This is a genomic window from Vagococcus sp. JNUCC 83 (assembly GCF_053667615.1).
This window is the reverse complement of record NZ_CM132204.1, coordinates 2,269,918-2,292,306: the sequence shown is the minus strand read 5'-3', so window position 1 is coordinate 2,292,306 and position 22,389 is coordinate 2,269,918. Positions and strand designations below refer to the sequence as shown.

At 33.4% G+C, this 22,389-nt stretch carries 19 protein-coding genes and 1 pseudogene; 7 read left to right on the top strand and 13 right to left on the bottom strand.

The features are described 5' to 3' along the window. Window positions 1-6 precede the first annotated feature (6 nt). Window positions 7-225: a YdbC family protein gene (locus JNUCC83_RS11250; RefSeq protein WP_454460043.1), complete on the bottom strand. Its 219-nt coding sequence runs from the start codon at window positions 223-225 to the stop codon at window positions 7-9. Further along, complete coding sequence (locus tag JNUCC83_RS11245; protein WP_454460042.1) at window positions 222-1,889, bottom strand: patatin-like phospholipase family protein; 1,668 nt, start codon at window positions 1,887-1,889, stop codon at window positions 222-224. Before JNUCC83_RS11245 ends, JNUCC83_RS11250 begins: the two co-directional genes overlap by 4 nt. Window positions 1,890-2,014: 125 nt before the next feature. Between JNUCC83_RS11245 and JNUCC83_RS11240 the strand changes: the two genes are divergently transcribed. After that, on the top strand, window positions 2,015-2,398 hold the full coding sequence (locus tag JNUCC83_RS11240) for a hypothetical protein (RefSeq protein ID WP_454460041.1): 384 nt from the start codon (window positions 2,015-2,017) through the stop codon (window positions 2,396-2,398). Between the two features lie 25 nt (window positions 2,399-2,423). On the opposite strand, the gene acpS is transcribed toward JNUCC83_RS11240, so the two are convergent. The 5 genes from acpS to JNUCC83_RS11215 form a co-directional block, all read right to left on the bottom strand. Continuing rightward, on the bottom strand, window positions 2,424-2,774 hold the full coding sequence (gene acpS / locus JNUCC83_RS11235; protein WP_454460040.1) for a holo-ACP synthase: 351 nt from the start codon (window positions 2,772-2,774) through the stop codon (window positions 2,424-2,426). Window positions 2,775-2,895: 121 nt separating this feature from the next. Continuing rightward, complete coding sequence (cshA, locus tag JNUCC83_RS11230) at window positions 2,896-4,437, bottom strand: degradosome RNA helicase CshA (RefSeq protein ID WP_454460039.1); 1,542 nt, start codon at window positions 4,435-4,437, stop codon at window positions 2,896-2,898. 121 nt (window positions 4,438-4,558) lie between these two features. Next, window positions 4,559-5,932 carry a UDP-N-acetylmuramoyl-tripeptide--D-alanyl-D-alanine ligase gene (locus JNUCC83_RS11225; protein WP_454460038.1) on the bottom strand — a complete coding sequence of 458 codons (1,374 nt, stop codon included), beginning with the start codon at window positions 5,930-5,932 and terminating at the stop codon, window positions 4,559-4,561. 51 nt (window positions 5,933-5,983) lie between these two features. Next, window positions 5,984-7,033 (bottom strand): D-alanine--D-alanine ligase, encoded by a 1,050-nt coding sequence (locus JNUCC83_RS11220; RefSeq protein WP_454460037.1) that lies wholly within the window; start codon window positions 7,031-7,033, stop codon window positions 5,984-5,986. Between the two features lie 88 nt (window positions 7,034-7,121). Next, entirely contained in the window at window positions 7,122-7,883 is a 762-nt protein-coding gene (locus JNUCC83_RS11215; RefSeq protein WP_454460036.1) for a hypothetical protein, read from the bottom strand. A 198-nt stretch (window positions 7,884-8,081) separates the two neighbouring features. Between JNUCC83_RS11215 and JNUCC83_RS11210 the strand changes: the two genes are divergently transcribed. Next, a complete protein-coding gene (locus JNUCC83_RS11210; RefSeq protein WP_454460035.1) occupies window positions 8,082-8,885 on the top strand; it encodes a class A sortase in 804 nt (267 codons plus the stop codon). A 44-nt stretch (window positions 8,886-8,929) separates the two neighbouring features. Here JNUCC83_RS11210 and JNUCC83_RS11205 read toward each other — a convergent pair whose 3' ends face one another. From JNUCC83_RS11205 to JNUCC83_RS11185, 5 genes are all read right to left on the bottom strand, one after another. Beyond that, window positions 8,930-9,871 (bottom strand): 3'-5' exoribonuclease YhaM family protein, encoded by a 942-nt coding sequence (locus JNUCC83_RS11205; protein WP_454460034.1) that lies wholly within the window; start codon window positions 9,869-9,871, stop codon window positions 8,930-8,932. Continuing rightward, entirely contained in the window at window positions 9,868-12,636 is a 2,769-nt protein-coding gene (locus JNUCC83_RS11200) for an AAA family ATPase (protein ID WP_454460033.1), read from the bottom strand. The genes JNUCC83_RS11205 and JNUCC83_RS11200 overlap by 4 nt, the downstream gene beginning before the upstream one ends. After that, window positions 12,633-13,847, bottom strand: coding sequence for a metallophosphoesterase family protein (locus JNUCC83_RS11195; protein ID WP_454460032.1), 1,215 nt, complete (start codon window positions 13,845-13,847; stop codon window positions 12,633-12,635). Before JNUCC83_RS11195 ends, JNUCC83_RS11200 begins: the two co-directional genes overlap by 4 nt. A gap of 99 nt (window positions 13,848-13,946) precedes the next feature. Next, window positions 13,947-14,294: a YlbF/YmcA family competence regulator gene (locus JNUCC83_RS11190; RefSeq protein WP_454460031.1), complete on the bottom strand. Its 348-nt coding sequence runs from the start codon at window positions 14,292-14,294 to the stop codon at window positions 13,947-13,949. Between the two features lie 68 nt (window positions 14,295-14,362). Beyond that, window positions 14,363-16,519, bottom strand: a complete 2,157-nt coding sequence (locus tag JNUCC83_RS11185; RefSeq protein ID WP_454460030.1) for a PBP1A family penicillin-binding protein — start codon at window positions 16,517-16,519, stop codon at window positions 14,363-14,365. 170 nt (window positions 16,520-16,689) lie between these two features. On the opposite strand from JNUCC83_RS11185, the gene JNUCC83_RS11180 reads away from it, so the two are divergent. The 5 genes and pseudogenes from JNUCC83_RS11180 (at window position 16,690) to JNUCC83_RS11160 (ending at window position 21,560) form a co-directional block, all read left to right on the top strand. Next, the gene (locus JNUCC83_RS11180) at window positions 16,690-17,556 is read left to right on the top strand and encodes an RluA family pseudouridine synthase (RefSeq protein WP_454460029.1); all 867 of its coding nucleotides are present in this window, start codon (window positions 16,690-16,692) and stop codon (window positions 17,554-17,556) included. Between the two features lie 20 nt (window positions 17,557-17,576). After that, window positions 17,577-18,161: a histidine phosphatase family protein gene (locus tag JNUCC83_RS11175; RefSeq protein WP_454460028.1), complete on the top strand. Its 585-nt coding sequence runs from the start codon at window positions 17,577-17,579 to the stop codon at window positions 18,159-18,161. 266 nt (window positions 18,162-18,427) lie between these two features. Then, complete coding sequence (locus JNUCC83_RS11170; RefSeq protein ID WP_454460027.1) at window positions 18,428-18,580, top strand: hypothetical protein; 153 nt, start codon at window positions 18,428-18,430, stop codon at window positions 18,578-18,580. A 505-nt stretch (window positions 18,581-19,085) separates the two neighbouring features. Continuing rightward, the gene (locus JNUCC83_RS11165) at window positions 19,086-20,144 is read left to right on the top strand and encodes an IS30 family transposase (protein WP_454460026.1); all 1,059 of its coding nucleotides are present in this window, start codon (window positions 19,086-19,088) and stop codon (window positions 20,142-20,144) included. A 148-nt stretch (window positions 20,145-20,292) separates the two neighbouring features. Then, a pseudogene (locus JNUCC83_RS11160) lies at window positions 20,293-21,560 on the top strand (ISL3 family transposase). Between the two features lie 316 nt (window positions 21,561-21,876). Here JNUCC83_RS11160 and JNUCC83_RS11155 read toward each other — a convergent pair. After that, on the bottom strand, window positions 21,877-22,383 hold the full coding sequence (locus tag JNUCC83_RS11155) for an ABC transporter permease (protein ID WP_454460025.1): 507 nt from the start codon (window positions 22,381-22,383) through the stop codon (window positions 21,877-21,879). Between the last annotated feature and the right edge of the window lie 6 nt (window positions 22,384-22,389).

Sequence of the window (22,389 nt, the reverse complement as noted above, 5' to 3'; positions counted from 1 at the left end):
AATCACCTACATTTGTCCCAGAGTTTCTTTTAAAACAGCAAATTCTTCATTTGTTAAGGTAATACCTTTGCCCATTTTTTCATGATTTGGTGCCCAATCTCGTATATCAAATTTTGCTGGTCGTCCATTCCAACTAATTAAGTTTAATTCTTTCGTCCATCCTTTAGCATTTTCTGATAAAACAACAATTTCTTCTAAAATCTCATATGAAAACTCTTGGCTCATCTTTTTTTCTCCTTCAAAAACTTTATAAATATTGCTTGCAGTACTTGTTTCCAACTAACATCAAAGACTCTTTTTACTAGTTCAGATTTATCATCCACTAGATGATAAGCATACTCTAAAATCCTTTTCTCTGAAATAGGTACAGACCCACTGATCCACTCACTTAGTGATCCTAACATGTTCTCATCTACGGCTTGTTTTTTCTCATCAAATGATATGATAAGTTGCTGAGACAACGTCCGAATAGAATAGATATCTGAAGGATCAACTAGCACTAGACGAGCCGTTTCTTCTAATAAAAAAAGGCCGAATAATTCTGGTTGAACATGACGTTGCATAATCCACTTAGGGGTTACCTTACTACCTAATTTACTGAAATAATCATTCTGTTTCAAGTAACTTAAAAATTCTTTTGTTAATGATACAGCCTCTTTTTTAAAATGATTAGCTTCTATTGCATACCATGTACCTTTGTAAACGTGAAAAGCTTTCATGGTATCTAAGTACCCTTGTCGCATATTCCATGCGGCTCTTTCCTTGTCAAATAGCAAAACAGCTCCTAGTCCCCAGCGGCTACTTATTAACGTTTCAGTCACATTTCTAGGGGTTCTGATTGGTTTAATAAAACCTGGACCTTTAACGTCAACAATCACTAATTCACTCGCACCATGTTTTAATAAAACATCTTTTGGAATGTTATTACGATACCCACCGTCTACATAATAGTGCCCATTAATCTCACAGGCTTTCATTGCTGGATAAAATGACGCAGTGGCTAATAACCACTGACTTAACTCTTCTTTGGGTATGTCCTTCAAAGAAACAACTACCTCTTCCATTTTTGGAACAAGTGTCGTAATAAAGAAAAAATCAATAGGATGTTTGCGTGCTCTATACATTTTCTTGCCATCAATCATCGTTTCAATCATGTGGTAAAGTGGCGTGCTATCCACACCATTTTCTTTTAGAGCTGACATCGTTAAAATCTTCACGCCATTTATCAACTTTTCTCTCGTCTGATTTTCCTTGTCGTCCAAAGATAGTTTAAGTATTTTTTTTGTGGCAATATCACGCCACATAGCCTCAGCATCTTCTAAATTCCCTTGCACCATAAAAGCGCCATTTAGAGCACCAACAGACGTTCCACTTATTAAATCGTACGTCACACCGATTTCTCTCATTGCTCGCCAAGCCCCTACTTGATACGCGCCTCTTGCACCACCACCACCTAAAACAACGCCTGTGTGATAAGAAACACTATAGTAATAGCCTTTTTTAGGGTGAGATTTTTTTTCAAATCCCAACTCAATCAGATGTTTCTTTGCTAATGATACATCCGAAAAATCAGGCAAGTAAATATATGACAAACGACGACTTTTAGCGATAGTCTCTAACATTAATATACACTCTTTAAATCCAAAAGAATCAGAGACACTTAAAATATTTGTCACAAAAAAACAATGGCCTTCAATAAATCCATCACATATCGCTAATAAACGACTTCCCTTATACCAAGCCATTAAGAGGTGATTGTCTTGTAAAGAGAAACTATTTTTATACAAATCTTCTAAAGACTTTTGATGACTATTTTTAAATGGAAGCCACTCTTTTGGACTATAATGTTTTAACCTATATAAGTCTGAAGGATACCATCCTTTCAGCATCTTTTTTCACCAACTTTACATATTTTTTTACAAATAACGCACTCTTACAACACAATTATTTGTTTGACTAAGTTCAGGATGATTCGTATAATAAGAGGAAGAAAGACTAAAAAGGAGAATGACTGATGATAAAAAAGCAACCGTCTACAAAGTCGACTAAAGAAAATCATGTCAAAAAATTTACTCGTTTTATCTCCCGTTCGTCGCAACGTTTTATTTCTTCTTTTTTAGATGATGAATCAGAAAAGGAAAGACATTTAACTCTCATTCACCAACAAATCAATCAAGCTATCTTACAAAAAAGCTTAGTTGTACTACAATACCAAGAACCATCCCAACCAACTTATGAAACACTTGTTGGAAGAATATATCAGCATGCTATTAATCGTAATGCTTTGGTTATAAAACTACAAAAATCAAATGAAATCAAAATGATTTCTGCCAATTATATAAAAAAAATATCTATTATCCATTCCAATCATTCTCAAACATTATCTATTAGCAAATAGGCGAAGCACATCGTGTTTCGTTTTTTTATTTCTCTAAAATAATCTGTGCAAATGCATCTGTATCAGTGTGCGTAATAGATACATGTACGCTTCCTTCAAAAACAGATTGTTTCACAATCGGTCTTCCTGTACTTTCAGGCAATATTTCTATATCCTGAAACCCAATTTTTCCAATACCTGTTCCGTAAGCCTTAGAAAAGGCTTCTTTGCAAGCAAACCTTCCACCCAAAAATTCAATTTTTCGTTTCTTTTTTAAATCATTAAATAGTTCCTGTTCTTTAGGTGTGAGCACTCTGCTTATGAACTTAGGATTATGATCGATAATATCTTCAATTCTTTTTAACTTTACTGCATCTATACCAATTCCTATAATCATACTAGTGCTCCTTTCTATATTAGTTTAATTATAACGATAACCCCCAAAAAAAGCGAACAGAATCCTTTTACAATAAATCAAAAAGTACCAACCCAACATCTGTCAGATTGGTACTATATCATTATTTGTCGTTACTACGAATCACAAATCCACGGCCACCATCTTTTTTCTGTGATGATTTATTGCTTGATTTGTTGTTATTTTTTTTAGGTGCATCAGAGTTATTATAACGTTTTTTCTTGTTATATTGCTCTTTACCACGACCGCCACCTTTATTGTTATTACGACGGTTATAGTTTCCACCTTTACCACGACCACCATTTTTATTGTTGCCACGACGATTTGGCAATGGACGTTCTGGCGTGATTTTCACTGGAACTTCTGCAGCATCATCTTTAGAGGTTTGTTTGATTAACAATGCTGCTAAATCTTCTGCTGTATACTCTTCTAGCAAGTCGCTTGCTGCTAACTGATATTTTTCTAGACCATTTGCAGCTAGTAAATCTTTAATTTCAGTAATTGCAGCCCCAATTTGTCCTTCAACTGCTTCTTTTTTAGAAGGTGGACGAAGAGGTGTCATCTGTTTTTTCGTTAAATCTTCAATGACATGTAAGTAACCCATCTCATTTGGTGTAACAAATGTTACGGACATCCCTTCTTTACCAGCACGACCTGTACGACCAATACGGTGAACATAGCTTTCTGGATCTTGTGGAATATCGTAGTTGTACACATGGCTGACACCAGAAATATCTAATCCACGAGCTGCCACGTCTGTTGCAACTAAAATATCTAATTCACCATTTTTAAAGGCTTTTAAAATACTCATACGCTTATGTTGAGGTAAATCTCCATGAATACCTTCTGCTTTATAACCACGCATTTCAAGTCCACGAGCTAATTCATCCACGCGACGTTTGGTGCGCCCAAAAACAATCGTTAATTCTGGTGATTGAACATCAAATAAACGAGTCATAACATCAAATTTTTCAAATTCTTTACAACGAACGTAATACTGATCGATTAGATTAGCTGTCATTTCCTTTGCTTTGATACGAACATGCTCAGGGTCTTGCATGAATTTAACCCCAATACGTTTAATTGAGTCAGGCATTGTAGCTGAGAACAATAGTGTTTGTCTTTCTGCTGGAACTTTAGAGATGATTGCTTCAATATCTTCTAAAAAGCCCATGTTTAGCATTTCATCTGCTTCATCTAATACAAGTGTCTCTACTGTATCTAATTTCAACGTACGGCGATTAATATGGTCTAATAAACGGCCAGGAGTTCCCACCACAATTTGTGGTTTGTTTTTTAACGCACGAATTTGTCGACCAATATCTGCTCCACCATAAACTGATTGAACTTTTACTTTTTTTTCTTTACCTAAACGGTATAATTCTTCTTGCGTTTGAATAGCTAATTCACGCGTTGGCGCAATAACTAATGCTTGTAACACTGGTTTATTAGGGTCAATTTTATTTAACATTGGTAGCCCAAAAGCGGCTGTTTTACCAGTACCTGTTTGCGCTTGTCCAATCACGTCGCGTCCTTCTAACGCTAACGGGATTGTCGCACTTTGTACGGGTGTTGCTTCTTCAAACCCAATATTTTCGATGGCTTGTAATAAACTTTTTTCTAACTGTAATTCACTAAATTTCAAATGATATCCTCCTAGTTTGTTGCTATATCGACTGCTTTTCTTTTTATATAATGAAAAAAAATGAAAATAGGCATTCGTATAATACTATCATATTCTCAAATATTTAACAATAAAACCTTGCTTATTCATGCTTTTTTAATAAAAATTCAACAACTTCATTTAGTCCCATTCCATTACTTGCTTTCAGAAAAACAGTGTCTTTTGGCTGTAGTTGACTCGATAAATTTTCCATTAATTCTTTTTTTTCATTTTTTTGGTAAAAATGAAGAGAGCCTTTTGGCATTCTCTCATTTAGAAGATTATAAAGAGCGTTCATCTCTTCCCCATAAAGATATACTTGTTCTAAATCATTAGGAGAGATATGCTCAGCGATACTTTCATGCATCTCACTTGAAAGCTCACCTAATTCTAGCATATCGCCTAACACAACAAATTTTCTCCCCTCAAGTTTAAGAGACGAAAACGTATCTAGCACTAATTTCATGGCTGTCGGATTCGCATTATAGACATCACTTAAAATATCGATGCCATCTTCTGTTTTTAACCACTCTGTTCTATTTTTAGTCAAATCAAATGTGGCTAGTCCATTCTTCATTTTATTAGGAGACATGCCAAAGAACTGACCAATAAGCAATGAAATCAACGCATTTTTAACATTGTATCCTCCTAAAACAGGAATAGAGAAAATGTGATCTCCAAATAAATTAGTGACAAATTGTGTATCATTTTTTGATTCGGATACAATCGTTGCTGATAAAGTGGCTTCTGTATTAATACCAAAACTCTCTACTTTTTGTGGCACATCAACAATCAATCTTTTTAACAAAGGTTCATCATTTGGGATAATCAATAAACCATCATCTTGTAAGCCCGATGTGATTTCCATTTTTGCTTCCGCAATGCCTTGACGAGACCCTAAATACTCAATATGAGATTCACCAATTAACGTGATAGTTGCAATATCAGGTGTGGCAATATTCGATAAGACTTCAATTTCACCTTTATGATCCATCCCCATCTCTAATACTAGCATCTCAGTATCTTCTGGCATCGATAAAATTGTGTAAGGTAGACCAATATGATTATTGTAATTTCCTTGTGTTTTATATGTTTTAAATTGTTGTGATAACACAGCTGCTGTCATATCTTTAGTCGTTGTTTTTCCATTACTTCCTGTAATTCCGACAATTTTAGGACCAATTTTTTTTAAGTAATACTGAGACAATTTCTGCAAAGCAGATAGCGTGTCATCCACTTTGATGTATGGAATACTATCTGGTAGTTCTTTCTCAGAAAACACAAGTAATGCCCCATGTTCTATCGCTTGGTCAATAAAATCGTGACCATCTCTTGCTCCTTTTAGGGGAACAAACAAACTATTCTCCACTATTTTTCTTGTATCAAACTCAACAGACTCTATCATATCGTATTTGACTTGTAAGGCATGATTGACACCTTCTACAGCATCCGCTACTTCTTGTACTGATAAATTCATGTTTTCCCTTCTTTCATTTATCAACAAAAAGAGCTGAACAAACGTTCAACTCTACAATTGTTCCACTTCAATTTGTTGTTTTTTTTCAAAACGTAATTTAGCTAATTGAATTAATTCTTCTAATAAATCACCATAGTTTAATCCCATATTTTGCCACAATAATGGGTACATGCTAAACGGTGTAAACCCTGGCATTGTATTTACCTCATTAAGGAATACTTCATTATTTGCTGTTAAGAAAAAGTCACAGCGACTCAAGCCACTTCCATCAAGCGTTTGATATGCTTTTCTTGCATAGTATTGTAACTTTTCTTGCAATTCTTCTGATATATCTGCTGGTATTTGTAAGTCAACTTTATTATCTAAATATTTTGATTCATAGGTATAAAAAGCGACATCTTTAACAATCTCTCCAGCTAAAGTTGTACGAATTTCATCATTACCAAGGACAGCTACTTCTAATTCTCTTGCTTCAATTCCTTGTTCCACAATCACACGACGGTCAAAACGAAACGCTTCTGCTATCGCTTCAACTAATTCCTCACGTGTTTCAGCCTTGTTGATACCAACACTTGAGCCCATATTTGCTGGTTTAACAAACATCGGGTAGATTAAACTACCTTCACACTCTAAAAGAATTTCTTCTTGATGATCTCTATATCCATTTTTAGTTACGGCTACATATGGTAATTGAGGAATACCGACTTGTTGAAATAATTGCTTACCAACAATCTTATCCATTGCACAAGCGCTTGCTAACACACCTGCACCAACATATGGCATGTTTAACACTTCAAATAACCCTTGAATAGTCCCATCTTCACCGTTAGGACCATGTAACACTGGAAATATCACTGCATTTCCTTCTTTTAGGTCACTTGGCAAAATAGGTTGAGCATTTGCAAGTGTTAATCGTAACTCTTCTTTATGTAAAGGAGCAGATTGATATACATTCCCCTTTAACCAATTTCCTTCTTTGGTAATATAAATTAATTGAACTGAGTAGTAGTTGTAATAAATCGACTGTAAAATTGAAAACGCCGATAATATAGATACATCATGTTCGGCACTTTTTCCACCATATACTAAAAAAATCTTCATGGTTGTCCTCCTAAATTTGCTAGGACTTAATTATACTCTAGAATGTCTCAAAATTCTATTCCTTATTTTTTATAAAAAATTTTTTTAATTACAATATTGGGTTTTTCACACGGTTAAATGTCCAAGTCATTTCTTGATGTTGATAAGTTAATACTCCTACCTTTTCTTCTAAAAATAACTGATTACTTGCAATTTTTCTCAGGTTATCTTCTACTACATGGATTGGAATACTATATTTATTTTCAGATAAACCAACTTGAGAAAACTCAAAAACGGTCCCCTCCTGCATGATATTCTTCAATTCTTTGACCAAATCAAAAGGCAATGGTGTAATGGTTGTATATCGTTTTGAAAACAATGAACGGTTAGCATTTAATTGATACAATACTTTATCTGATATTTTCTTTGCCAACGATTGATAAAACTCATCAATATTTCTATAATATACTTTCATAACTTCTTGTTCCGTTTCAAAAAAAGCATAATTATTTTGTAATTTGTAAAAAAATGGTGATCTTAATTGCATCTTCATATGAGATAAATACAGAATTTCAGCTATTTCATTAGCAGTTAAACGTTTTAACGCATCGTATTCTTCAAAATCTAACCATTTAATTTCTCTTCGTGTACTATAATTTAAATTACTGAGATAATGATCGACATTTTCTTGTCCACGAATAACTCTAAAACCTGTATGCGCTTCATACTCTCCCTCAACTTCACTTGTATCAAGTAACAATAAGTTTTTTGGGCGATGAATAGTATAACGATCAAAGTCCTGATGGCTCAACCCCTTAGTTAAAACAGAATTACTTATACCATCTAAATGAACATATATATTTTGTCGCAACACTTTCACCTATCTTTCATCTACTTTTTTCACTATTATAACTATACCATTTTCCCACAACAAAATGAACACATAACCCCTTGTAGTTTAATTACGTTTATATTACAAATTACTTATTTTATTTTCGAAAAACGACATAATAATGTAACAATTTCCAAATTTACTTTCTTTATTTTTTGAAGAATTATGGTATGATAGTTGATAGGATCACTCAAAAAGGAGGTTACTATTATATCTAAAAAACAACATTCATCACAAAATAGACGCTCAGAAAAACATTCAAAAAAGAAAAAATCTACTGGTCAACGAATTAAAAATTTCTTTTTTAATTTGATTATGATTGTTCTTTTTCTTATCGGAATCGCACTTATCTTCAATAATCAAATTAAAAATTATCTCGTAAAAGAAAATACAGCTCAGTATCAAGTCAACAAAATCACAAGAGAAGATGTCGTAAAAAATGAACAAAAAGATGCTACTTTTGATTTCGATCAAGTAGAATCTCTTGACTTCAATACTGTTACTAAATCTCGTGGACGTGATGTGGGTGATGTCATTGGTGGCATTGCCATCCCTAGCGTTGATTTAAATTTACCTATTCTAAAAGGGGTATCAAATTATGTTATCTCTGTTGGGGCTGGAACGATGAAGCCAGATCAAAAAATGGGTGTTGGAAACTATGCATTAGCCAGTCATTACATGTATGATCCAACCTTATTGTTTGCTCCACTCGTTCGTGTGGAATTAGGGTCATCTATTTATCTCACTGACTTAGAATACATCTATGAGTATAAAGTAACCATGAAAGAATACGTCGAACCAACACGTGTCGATGTCATTGAAGATGTACCAGGTAAACGACAAGTCACTCTCGTCACTTGTGACACTTCAGGTGAACATCGCTTGATTTTACAAGGTGAATTAGTGAAAAAGGTAAACGGTAAAAGAGCATCGACTGATATGCATGACGCCTTTGAATTAGCTCAAAATAATTATTATTAAAAAAACGTTGAGGAACTTAAACATTCGTTCCTCAACGTTTTTTCTTATATATTAGGCAAATAAAAATTTCTATTATCCAAGCCAAATATACGCTCCGTGTATTCTCCTGGATTAATTTGTTTTAATGACCCTAACATCATTTGAATAGAAGCATCTAGATTATCCAAATGATGTAGTACTTCTGCTTCCATAATTTTTGGTCGAACTGGTGAACCATATTCCAATAATCCATGATGAGATAATACGACATGTTTTAAAACTAATATTTCTTCATCTAACTCAGAAATATTTAACTCAATACATGCTTTAGTTATCTCCTCATCAATCATAACAATATGCCCTAACAAATTACCAGCCAATGTATATTCTGTTGCAACTGGACCTGATAATTCATGGACTTTTCCTAAATCATGCAACATTACTCCAGCATAGAGTAACGAAGGATTTAATTGTGAATATTCATTAGACACAGCTTTAGCCAGTCGTAACATTGTTAATGTATGAAATGCAAGTCCTCCAGCAAATGCATGATGGTTTCTCTTAGCTGCTGGAAACTCGAAAAATTCTTTTTGGTATTTACCAAAAATGTGACGAACAATTCGATGCCACTTAGCTTCTGTAATATCAAGCAAATAGTCATTAAATTCTTGTTTCATCTCATCAATATCAATTGGCGCCTTTTCCATATACAAGGAAGGGTCTGTGGGCTCCCCATCTTTTGCTAGACGTAGATGTAATATTTTAACTTGCGGCATGTTTTGGTAAAGCTCTCTTTTACCATTAAGTAATACAACTTTTCCGGCAGTGAATGTAGCAATATCTTCTTCAGAGGCTCCCCAATATTTTCCATCTATCGTCCCTGTATCATCCTGAAACGTAAATGCAATAAATTTTTTGCCATTTCTTGCAACCCGAACATCCGCATTTTTTAACAACACAAACGTCTCAAACGTTTCATCCACAACTAACTCTCTTAACTTTTTCATATAGCCTCTTCCTCTCCGAGAACTAACACAGATTGATCTTTTTTCTCAAAGTAATCTCTCATAGTTGTATCAGATGTTAAACAAATCACTTGGTTGTTTTGCCCCAACATATCTAATAATTTAAATAATGTAGCTTTGCGTGTATCATCAAAATGCAACCATCCGTCATCAATGATGATAGGAGAACCATAGTCTTCACTATGTAGATGAATAAACGCTAGTCGAAATGCCATATATAATTGGTCTTTTGTTCCTGTAGACAACTGCTTAATCCGCCAATTTCTTTGCTGATTATCAACTGCAAATAACTGCCCATCGTTTACTAACACTTTATGGTAAGTCTTATTAGTTAATAAATTGAAATACCCAGTTACCGTACCTAATAAAGTAGGTAATTGTTGATCTGATAAATACTGGAATATGCGTTGAACGAGCTCTTCAGAAAAACGTAATGTTAACCATTGTTCTGTCATTTCTTCAATTTGCGCTAGTTGAGTCGCTCTTTCCTGTCTTAAATCATCTAAAGAACCATTTTTCTCCATTTGTTTCATATCATAATCTAATTGTTGCCACTCAGTTTGGTAGGCCTTCTCTTTCTCTTTAAAATCATCTTGCTCAGCCTTCACACGCATCACTGCCTTATTAATTGACAATAAGTTATAATCTTTTGACAAATCAAACACATTTTCTAGTTGTCGTTCTAACTCATCAATACGCTGAGAATTTTGAGTCAGTTGTTCTTGCCTGTTTAACCATTCTTTTGACACATCAATTGGTGTTGATTCATGTTGATTAGTTAAGTCATTAATTAATTTTTGACAAGATGTTTTCTGATGTCTAATAGATGATAATTCACTTTGAATATTACTTGTTTCACTACCCTCTAAACGATTAATTGCCTCTATTTGTGTATCCACAAATAGCTTCACTTCTTTGAAGTTTTCTCTGATACTTTTACCTTCTAAAGGAATCCATTCTTTAGCAAATGATAAAGACTTTTTATAGGATGCAATAGCTTGTTCAATCGTTTCTAGTTGTTGCTTCATTTCTTGTTCATTTTTTTGGATATCTCTTAACTGACTAAACACAGGTACAGTTGTTAACCACATAGACACCGTCTCATTTATCGGGAACCCGTAAGCTGTAACCCACTGCTCTTTTTGTTTATTAATTAATGACTCTTGTTCATGAAAACTCCTTAAATTTTTCTCCAACTCATTCAATTCATCAGCTAACTGATCAGCTTCTCCTAATTGTTGTTTGTAAAGAGATTTTGCTTCTTCTTGTGTAACTGGATGATGAATAGCCCCTTTAGCGGCTTTCATAAAACCAAATACCCCTAAACCGACAAACACTACAACAATGATATACAGCCACGCTAGACCTAATATAACAGCTAACAATAACATCATAATGGCAATCGCAAGTGATAAACCTGAGAACATTTTTATCGTAAACGAATCAAAAAACGGACTATCCTCTAGCTCCGCCTCACTATTAGAATGCATTTCAGGAATAGCTAATTTATTTTCAGTTTTGGACAGTTCCGTATCCAGATTCCGTTGCCTTATTGACAAACGACTTTTTTCATTTGATAAAATAACTTGTTTTCTTAGCAGCTCTTCTTCAGCTTCTGCTAATTCTTTCAACGACGCTTCTTCTTTATCATCAATGACCACATCTAGTAAAGCATCTGATAAGCGGTATTTATCATATAAATCCTTTTTACTAGAAGTATAGGCATCTAATTGCTGTTGCATGACATCTTGACGTTCACTAATCGATTGTACACTTAATTGGTCATCTAATAATTGATCAAACAAGTCTTGATTTTCCAAATAAAATTGAACTGCTGGTGTGATGTCTTTTATGATATCGCTCTGATTTTCTAAAAGTTCCGTTTCTTTTTTTGTTAAATATTTATATTCCTGTAATGCATCAGAAACACTTTTAACCGTTGTTTCAGAAGCTTGCGTCTCTTTTCTTCCACCTGTCTCTTGATTCAACGTTTGCCATTCAGTGTACAAAGGAAAATACTTTTGTTGCTCTAATAATGTTTTTTCCAATGAAACACTTTCTTCAAGCTCTTTTTTTTCTTTTTCTAATAATTTTTCAAGTTCGAGACGTCGGTTCCATTTAGTTCGGTAGGTTACTTCTTGTTCCTCAACCAATCGTATGCTTTGTTCTAAACGGTTAAACTCTTTTAGTCGTTGATTAAGAATAGGAATTCTACCAGATGGTTTATAGATTTGTTGTCTGTCTTTCAAAAAATCATTAGATATAGCGGTTAGACGTTCACTTCCTGTTAAACCAACCGTTAAAAGAAGCCGTTGTAATTTTACCTCGTCTAATTCATTTAAATCTGTTAATTGCTCCTGTTGAAAGCTAAACACTTCATCAAATACTTCTTTCGTCAAAGGAGAGATTAAAGACGTAAGCAAATGCTCATCTCCTACTCTTCCATCTTCTAAACGAACATATGCTTGACCTTTATTTTTTTCTTTAAAACGCTCAACATACAACTCACCATGAACAGGATGATCAATAATAAGATGCCCACCGTATGTTGCACCTTCTACTGGTGTAAAGTCTCGTATCATGTCTCTTTTTTTAGGAAAACCAAATAACATTGTGCGAATAAAGTGGTAAAGTGTCGACTTACCTGATTCATTATCGCCAAAAATGAGTTGGTTATCCTCTTTTAAATTGAAGACTTGATTATTAAATTTTCCAAATCCATTAATATATAATCGTCTTATTTTCATTGGCCTACTCCATTTTTAAATATCATTTTATCTTTCACTAATTGACTGCTTTCTTCAATGATACGCTTAATATCTTCATCATCAAATGTGATGTTACTTCCAATTACTGGTTGTTGTACGATGTCTTTTGCTATTGAGAAAAATTCATTACGTGGTAAATAATGACGAGCTAAATCATCAATTAAACTCGCTTCAAACCCCATAATAAGCTGATTTGATTCAATCGGTTCAAACACGATATCAACTAACCAAATATAATAAGATGTTTTACGCAATAATTGACGTTGCAAGTAGCCTAATATGTCTTCTTTGTGCAGTAATAATTCACTTAGGCCTTCCTCTGATGATGGACTAAGTTTTACGACCAGTAACGTTACTTCCTTCATATATTTTGCAGCTATAATTTCTTTTTCAATTTTGGCTAACTGTTCAGACTTTGCTGTTTCTTTTAAAGAAATATCTTGTTGAATCCAAGTTGCTTTGCTTACATCGATAAATTGATGGGACACAGCTGTGCCATCGACTTCGACAAGACTTACCCCTTTGGTATCACGTTCTTTTCTAGTATGTCCTTGGGGTGTTCCCGAATAGATTGTCAGCGGTTTTTCCATTAATACTTCACTTTTATGAATATGTCCTAATGCCCAATAATCATACGCCGAATTTAACTGAGACAATAGGAATGGGGCATATTTACCTTCTTGAGCGACTTCTCCATGATAAAACCCGATATGATAATCAGTTTCTTGACTTTTCTCTGGAAAATCTAGTGCCTTATTATCTGTAATCCATTGATGTTGGTATGAAAATCCACTAATCGAAACAGTTTGTCCATTTTTTAAAGTTAACTCTTTAGTGGTGACATCTTCTTTATCAAAAAGGATAACATTTGCAGGCCATTCAAACCAATAACGGTTTTTTGTATAATAATCATGATTTCCAAATGACATGACTACTTTTATATGAGAGTCTTTTAGTTTCTCAAACTGATTCATCACAAATTTTTGTGTATAAATTGACGATGTTGCTTGATGAAACGTATCTCCTACTATCAATAAAAAATCTACTGAATTTTTAATACACTGCTCAACAACTGACTCAAATACTTTATAATTAATTTGTTGAATTTCTTTTTGAAATCCAACATCTTCTGTTGTGATACCAGAAAATGGTTGATCTATATGTAAATCCGCCATATGAATAAATTTCATGTGTCACACTCCTTTTAGCGATTCATAACGTAAAAAAATAAGTTCTATAAAAAATATAGGCGGTTAAGCTCCTTGCTTAACCACCCATTATGATGTCGATTAGTCTAACGTATATAACTCTTGAACTGGTTGCATAATGATGCGGTTTAAGTCATTAACAATCATGCTGAAAGCTTGTTCTTTTTGCATTAAATCTTGAATTAATGCTTCATTTTGAACTTTTTCGGCCATCTCTTGCGCTTTTTGAGCATCTTCGTCAGAAAATTCTTCACCTTGCATTTGTTTTTGTTGCAATGTCATTTGTAGTTCTTGAAATGCTTTAAATAATTCAAATGCTTCCTCGTTTGCTTTTACTGCATCAAAAGCATCGTTTAAAGCTAAAAATTCATCCATTTGACGAATTTCACGTTCGATTTGGTTGGCACTATCATAAATATTATTTGACATATGTATGCTCCTTTAATAGAAATTTATTCTCTTAATATTGTAACATGTTTTGCTAAAAAAACCTACTCTTATTGGGTTACTCTACCCCATATCCCTTGCCATGCTTCACCAACTTTATCTAACCCTTTTTTAATTCCTTCTCCAACTGTATCAGCACCTTGTTTAATTTTTCCACCGACATCATTTATAGTATCGCCTAAACCATCTAACTTCCCATTTTTTGATGGGTCTCTTTCTTGACTATCTATATACTGTTCTGTTTGTGTGGCATCTTTAACTGAAAATGGCGTATTTGGAGAAGCTCCTAAAATATTTTGCATTTCTGTTCTAAATACATTAGAGATATAACTGCTATCATTTCCTGGTAAATAATGATCTGGACCACTTTTATCAAATCCTATCCAGGTTGCCACAACAACATCTGGTGTATACCCAATCATCCACTGGTCTTTTGACATACCATCTGCATTAATATTTTCAGTCGTTCCAGTTTTACCAGCTATTTGATATCCGTACGGCTGAGCGGCAGCACCTGTTCCGGAGCTATATACCCCTTGAAGCATACTCGTCATTTCTTCTGCCACTTCTGGAGTCGTTACTCTCGTTGATTTTGGTTTTTGGTTTTCGTAAATAATCACGCCATGTGAATCTTCAATTTTAGTAATAAAATGAGACTCATTTTTTACCCCTTCATTGGCAAACACTGTATAAGCATTCGCCATATCAATTGGTCTAGCGCCTTTTGTTAAGCCACCTAATGCTAATCCATAATACTTATCTTCTTTATCTAATTTTATCCCAAACTGTTCAACTTTTTTATAGCCTCTATCAATTCCTATCTCATGCATTAGCCACACAGCTGGAGCATTCAAGCTATTAATTAAGGCATTTGTCATAGATGTTTCACCACTATACGTGCGAGAAAAATTGTGCACATCATAATAAGATAATTCCTCATCTTTTAACATATCATCTGGCTTATACCCTGCTTCTAAGGCTGGTGTATAAACAGATAGAGGCTTCATTGTAGAGCCTGGTGATAGTTTTGAATCAATCGCGCGATTCCATCCACGATATGTGTACTCACCGCGTCCACCAACAATTCCCATCACACCACCATTACTTGGGTTAATAGCAACAGATGTTCCTTCAACTATCGCACCATCTGAGGCCGCTGGCGGAAATAAATTATCATTAGCAAATGTTTTATCCATTCCTTGTTGGTACATTTGATCTAGTGCTGTATATATTTTGTAACCACCGTTAGAAATCTCTGCATCGGTTAATCCTGTTTTATCCGTCGCCTCTGAAATAACCGCATCAAAATAATATGGGTATTTATAAGACTCTTTGTCTGGAACGTATGTATCTGTTAAATAAATCGGCTCTTTCATTAACCCATCTGCTGTTGTTTTATCTAACTTGCCATTATCTACCATAACGGATAGGACTGTATTACGTCGATTCATTGCATAATCCATATGATCAATCGGATTATAAAGACTAGGTCCTTTCAGTATCCCTACTAAAACTGCCGCTTCATCAATGGTTAAATCCTTTGCATCTTTACCAAAATATTTTTTCGAAGCATCTTGTATTCCCCAAACTCCACTACCAAAATAAGATTTATTTAAATACATTTCTAAAATTTCATCTTTGGAATACTCTTTTTCTAGCTCTATCGCTAAAAAGAGTTCTTTGGCTTTACGCGTATAAGTTTGTTGTTGATCTAAAAAGGCGTTTTTTGCTAACTGCTGTGTGATAGTACTCCCACCACCACCACTATTATTACGGCGAATAACTTTTCTAGCAGCCGCTCGTAAAATACCTTTTACATCATATCCCTTATGCTGATAAAATCGTCTATCTTCTGTTGAAATCAAAGCATCTACAACATATGGAGAAATATTATCCAATGTGACAAACGTCCCCCCATTTTTTCGAAGTTTCCCCGCTTCATCCCCGTCTTTATCATAAATGGTTGTTGATTGTTCCAACCCTGCTTTTAATCCCGACACATTCATACTTTTTGCTAAATAAAACAAATATATACTTGTCACTAAAGTAATCGTTAATAACGTTAATATGATTATTTTATTAATGTGGTATTTTTTCCAAATTCTTTTTTGATGTACTCGAAATGTTTGCCAATGAGGTTTAAACCATACACCAAACCTAATCAGCCAGGATTTTATCACTTCTAAATATTTCTTAATTTGCTCCATGATAATGTCCTTTCTATTAATTTTTATAGATTTAGTGTATCATATTATCGTAAATAACTGATACGACTAAAGACTTATCTTCATAAGTTACTAAAGTCTATCAAATAAACATTAAATTACTGCATGTATTTTTTTAAAAAACGTTTAAAATTAAAAAGGGGTAACACACCATGCAACTATCAATTACATTACCACAAAGCGCTAATCAACTAACTGTCAGAGAATTATTAGAAAACCAATGGATGATTCCAAGAAAAGTTAGACATTTTCTAAGAACAAGAAAAAACGTCTTAAAAAACGGTCAAAAAGTGATGTTCTACGAAACTGTACAGACTGGAGATATCATTACCCTGATTTTTGAAAAAGATGATTATTCAACTCCCGACATTATCTTAGGAAACAGGCACCTGGTTGATGTTTTATGGGAAGATGAACACATGATCATTGTCAATAAACCTTATGGAAAAAAGACTCACCCCAACCAACCACTAGAAAAAGATACTTTATTAAATGATGTTACCGATTACTTACATAGTAAAGATCAAGTACCTTACGTCGTACATCGTTTGGATAAAGAAACGAGTGGTGCTATCCTTTTTGCTAAAAACCCGATTATTCTACCTATTCTTGGAAAAATGTTAGAACAAAAAAAGATTAATCGATTATACGAAGCAGAGGTAACAGGCCTAATAACAACCGACCATTTTACTATCAATAAACCGATTGGACGGCACCGACATGACAGAAGAAAGCGAGTGATTGATACACGACATGGAGATCATGCAGTGACTCATATTTCAGTTATAGACCGTTTTAAAAAAACAACTCGAGTAGAATGTCAGTTAGACACAGGTAGAACCCACCAAATCCGGGTTCATCTAGAAAGTATCCATCACCCAATTATTGGTGATCCACTGTATAATCCTAATTCTCAAGCTAAAAGGCTACATCTTCATGCTAAAGAATTAGAATTAGTACACCCATTTACAGATGAATTTATTCATGTCTATACCGACAATAATTTATTCAAAAAATAACAATAGAAAGGAATGTATGTATGAAAAAAACACTTTTTTTAATGCGACATGGACAAACACTTTTTAACAAACTTGGAAAAATTCAAGGTTCCTGCGATTCTCCATTAACAAATGAGGGAATTGCCCAAGCTAAAGTTGCTAAACAGTATTTTATTGATAACGATATACAGATCGACTCTTTCTATTCCTCCACTCAGGAAAGAGCATGTGACACACTAGAAATCGTTTCCGGACATCAAAATTATTCACGGTTAAAAGGATTAAAAGAATGGGATTTTGGTTTATTTGAAGGCGAAAGTGAACGCTTAAATCCTAAACGAAAAGAAGGTGAGACGTCGTTTGGCGACTCATTTGTCCCATATGGTGGGGAATCCTCTCAAAAAGTCCAAAAAAGAATGGTAGATACTCTAACATCTATTATGAATGAAGAAAAAAATGACAGCACCTTGGCAGTCAGTCATGGGGGAGCAATGTATTTATTTATACAAGCCTGGTTAGAATTTGAAAGGGTTAAAAATATTTCATTCTCAAATTGTTGTATTTTAAAATTCTCTTTTGAGAACGATAAATTTACATTTATTGAAGCAATCAATCATACATTTTAAAAAAACATCATGCAACCAACTACATATATATAATTTCACGGCTGTATAACTTAAAGGGATGATAAATCACTTTATACTTCATAAGCCCTTTTTAGTTTGTTTTACGCCAATTGTAAAATTAAATAAAATCATTCGGCTGTACACTAAATCGTGTTGATAGATTAAATTCTATCAATACGATTTTTTACTTTAAACGTAGAAAAAAAGCATTCTTATTGGTAATAATTAAGTCGACTAAAACCAAAATTACAAAGGGGAATGCCACTATGGATCATAATACAAGAAAACTACTCAATTTAACAGATGATTCTCTTATTTTTAATGAAGATTGGTTGTCTCGCAAAGCGAGAAACAACGGCTCAGTTAACATGATTACAGAAAGATTAGTTAATGAAGATAAAGCAATTCAGACAATGTAGATGTGATCAATCTATTAAAAACGGAACGTATCAAACCATTAGTCAATTGATTGAAATTAAACGTCGCACAACCTATCTGAAACTTCAAAGAGAACGTTACCTTTGTAGAAACTGTGCTCAACTTTTAGTGCTTCTACTTCTTTAGTAGATGACTATTGTCAAATTTCTAAACAGCTTAAATACCAAATTACTTTTGATTTAAAGGAAAATCGATCACGTGAAGAAATCACACAATTCCAAAGTGTCTCTGAAAATACTGTTAAACGTATGTTATTCTCATTTGCCAATCATCATCAACCGAATGTTAACTTCTTTGTGTCGATGAGTTTAGGCTGTATAATTTTTGATGTGGATGAAGAAATTCATCTGCATCTATTTTTTTACATAAAAAAAGAAACGGTTAATTGTAGAATCAAGTTAGCCACCCTAAAATAATAAAAAAACACCATGATAAAAATTCATGTATCATTGAAGTATCTACCCAACAACGAAAGGAATTTTTATCATGGCGCAAATTCAGAATACCACACAAAAATTGACTTATAAACATCTTTCCTTTGAAGAAAGACAACTTATTGAAGTTTGGCATAATAGAGGTGATTCTAATAGAGCAATCGGTAAACGATTAGGTCGACACCATCAAACAATAAACAATGAGCTAAAACGTGGTACAACAACGCAAATCAAAGAAAATAAAAAGCCTAGACAACTCTATTTTGCTGAGACAGGACAAGCTAAATATATAGAAAATAGAAAGCGTTGTGGTGCTAATTCTAAGCTAGCCAGTGCTGTTGACTTTATTAATTATGCCTGTAAACAGATTATTGATTTTAATTGGTCACCAGATGCCATTGTTGGTTTTATCAAGTCCATGAGGACTTGGAATACACCGACTGTCTCTACTAAGACACTTTATAATTATATTGATAGTGGCTTTTTACCTATTAGAAACCATCATCTCAAGATGAAGATTAGACTCTCACCTAAAAAGAAAAGAAGTCGTAAGCATAAAAAAGAACTAGGAAAATCGATTGATGAACGACCAAGTACAGTTGATGATAGAAAAAACTTTGGTCATTGGGAAATAGATAGCGTTATTGGTTCAAAATCTAAAGATGATAATGCTATACTTACTCTTGTTGAAAGAAAAACGCGTTACATGATCACTGTTGTTTTAGATGATCATACAGAAGAGTCTGTTTGTTATACTGTTAATCGATTAAAATCTGAGTTCGGACAAGTTAATTTTAGCAAGATGTTTCAATCAATTACTGCTGATAATGGTAGTGAATTTAGCTCGCTTCATGATACTCTCCAACAAATAACGAATGTCTATTTTGCTCATCCTTATTCTTCTTGGGAACGAGGTACAAATGAAAGACATAATGGTTTATTAAGACAATTTATTCCGAAAGGAACTCCAATCTGCAACTACTCAAAACAATTCATTCAACTGGCTACTGAAAAAATTAATCTTTTACCACGTAAAATCTTAAATTATAGACAACCAGCTACATTATTTTTAGAAGAAATTCAAAAGCTTAAAATCAAAACATGTTGGTAAGGATGGATTTTAATAGAATAACACAAAAAATTAGATGTTTTTACCTAGGTGGCTAACTTAATATTGCAATTTAGATAAAAAAAGAAACATACGAATTTTCCAGGTAAAATTAAAGTGACAAAACCAAATTTTAGAAAGGAAGATTCATATGCCTTACAACCATTGTATACGAGTGTCACTGGATTTGAAAGACACAAATATTTATTTTGATTCTATTTTTTGTGAAGAAAAAATGATAAAAGGAGTGAGAAGTAAATTTTATAGAGGAACGCTGACATATAAGCCTTTGGCTTGTCCTTGTTGTGGGATTAAGAATGAAAACTATTCTATTGTAAAAAATGGATTTATTTCTTCTCGAATAAAGTGGCTAAGTGTTGCTCATTATCCAACCTATCTTTTATTAAAAAAACAACGGTTCCTTTGTCGTGAATGTCACACCTCTTTTATAGCTGAATCGTTAGAAATTGATAAGCACTGTTTTATCGCTAACAGAGTGAAACAATCTATTGGCATGGAGTTGTCCGATGCTGTCTCATTGAAAGACTTAGCTAAAAGACATTTTGTATCAACTACTACAATCTGTAGAATTCTTAATTTATTAGGGAAAGAGCTGTCAAATAACTTTACTGACTTGCCTCAAAACTTGTGTTTTGATGAATTTACATCTGTCAAAAATAAACAAGGTAAATATAGTTTTATCTATTCAGATTCTGTTTCACATCAAATCATTGATATTTTGCCTGATAATAAATCTCTTACATTGGAGGATCACTTCTCAAAATACCCTTTAAAAATAAGAAATAAGGTGACGACTATCGTCGTTGACATGAATGCTAGCTATTTTAAGCTAGTTAATAAACTTTTTCCAAATGCTTCTGTTATTATTGATCGTTTTCATTTAGTTCAATTAATCAGTCGCTCGTTAAATGTGACACGGATTAGAACAATGAGTAAATTTAGAACGTCTAATTCCAGTAATTTAAAAGACTATAGAAAACTTAAAAAGTATTGGAAACTCTTTTTAAAAGATTCTAGTGAATTAAATTATACAGATTATCGTTATCAACGATTATTTAAGCGTATGTTACCTGAAACAGATATAATGGATTATTTACTTAGCTTAAACAAGGAATTAACGGAGACTTATAAGCTCTACCAAGACTTGCTTTACTGTAGTAAAACAAATGACTTCGAGGCCTTTTCTGATTTACTATTATTGAGCAATGAGTTGATTTCAGATTCGATGATTACTTCAGTTAGAACTCTAAAAAAACATTTACCTAGAATAACACTTTTTCTAACGGACCGTTAGAAGGATCAATTAATAAAATCAAGTTAATTAAACGAATAGCGTATGGATACAGAAATTTCCAAAACTATAAATATAGAATACTACTCAGTTTCAAAAACAAATAAATAAGCAACAAAAGCCAATCGGCTTTCGTTGCTTAAGTACACTTAATTTTCTTCATCCATATCATTTGTCGTAGAGCCTCTTTTTGATTCAAAATCAAGTTTTTCAGGTTAAATAAAAAAGCGAGAGAATGTCTTCCCTCACTCCAATTAATTCTATTTCATTTTTGAGACTTTTTTATCAATATTATTGTCCATCAACACGATTTGACATTGAGCCCAAAAATGGGGATTTAAGAATGATATTTCCATTCTTAAATCCCCATTTTTTTATTTTAGAGTCAGCCTCATTTTAGTACACAGCTTAAGATATTGGATTTTAATACAATGAGCCTGAAGAACTTTCTAATGAATTAGTACCACTTGTTGATTCTTTATTTATATCAGCTTCTAGTTGTTTATACAACCTCAAAAACTCATTTTTTAAAGTTTTATCAGAAACTGAATCAATAGTTTTTTTCAAATCTTTCAACTTAGAAGTATCAACATTGCTTTTTAATTTAGTTCTCTTACTATCTTCGTAATAGCTAGTAATTTCTTTTGCTACATCCGATACTTTTTCTTTATCTTTATCATTTAAAGAATAACTAACGGATACACCTGTTGATTTAGTTTCTTTTTTATTAGACGAGGAGCTGTTAATATAGTAGAATACTCCACCACAAATGACAACAAGTAACAATACTACAATCCAAAAAATATTTTTTGTTTTTTTTCTTTGTCTAGACTCATCTATACGTTGATGATTTTCACTATCAATAGTATCCTGCTCAACTGCGATATTTTCTTCTGTTGGTTTATTATCTAATTCATTTTGATCGTTCACTTTTAT

Excerpts from the sequence above, each read along its gene's own strand:
- JNUCC83_RS11190 (WP_454460031.1), bottom strand. The coding sequence starts at position 14,294 with ATGTCAAATAATATTTATGATAGTGCCAACCAAATCGAACGTGAAATT.
- JNUCC83_RS11225 (WP_454460038.1), bottom strand. The coding sequence starts at position 5,932 with ATGAATTTATCAGTACAAGAAGTAGCGGATGCTGTAGAAGGTGTCAAT.
- acpS (WP_454460040.1), bottom strand. The coding sequence starts at position 2,774 with ATGATTATAGGAATTGGTATAGATGCAGTAAAGTTAAAAAGAATTGAA.
- JNUCC83_RS11170 (WP_454460027.1), top strand. The coding sequence starts at position 18,428 with ATGGATCATAATACAAGAAAACTACTCAATTTAACAGATGATTCTCTT.
- JNUCC83_RS11200 (WP_454460033.1), bottom strand. The coding sequence starts at position 12,636 with ATGAAAATAAGACGATTATATATTAATGGATTTGGAAAATTTAATAAT.
- JNUCC83_RS11165 (WP_454460026.1), top strand. The coding sequence starts at position 19,086 with ATGGCGCAAATTCAGAATACCACACAAAAATTGACTTATAAACATCTT.
- JNUCC83_RS11195 (WP_454460032.1), bottom strand. The coding sequence starts at position 13,847 with ATGAAATTTATTCATATGGCGGATTTACATATAGATCAACCATTTTCT.
- JNUCC83_RS11245 (WP_454460042.1), bottom strand. The coding sequence starts at position 1,889 with ATGCTGAAAGGATGGTATCCTTCAGACTTATATAGGTTAAAACATTAT.
- JNUCC83_RS11240 (WP_454460041.1), top strand. The coding sequence starts at position 2,015 with ATGATAAAAAAGCAACCGTCTACAAAGTCGACTAAAGAAAATCATGTC.
- JNUCC83_RS11185 (WP_454460030.1), bottom strand. The coding sequence starts at position 16,519 with ATGGAGCAAATTAAGAAATATTTAGAAGTGATAAAATCCTGGCTGATT.
- JNUCC83_RS11220 (WP_454460037.1), bottom strand. The coding sequence starts at position 7,033 with ATGAAGATTTTTTTAGTATATGGTGGAAAAAGTGCCGAACATGATGTA.
- JNUCC83_RS11180 (WP_454460029.1), top strand. The coding sequence starts at position 16,690 with ATGCAACTATCAATTACATTACCACAAAGCGCTAATCAACTAACTGTC.
- JNUCC83_RS11205 (WP_454460034.1), bottom strand. The coding sequence starts at position 9,871 with ATGAAAAAGTTAAGAGAGTTAGTTGTGGATGAAACGTTTGAGACGTTT.
- JNUCC83_RS11175 (WP_454460028.1), top strand. The coding sequence starts at position 17,577 with ATGAAAAAAACACTTTTTTTAATGCGACATGGACAAACACTTTTTAAC.
- JNUCC83_RS11250 (WP_454460043.1), bottom strand. The coding sequence starts at position 225 with ATGAGCCAAGAGTTTTCATATGAGATTTTAGAAGAAATTGTTGTTTTA.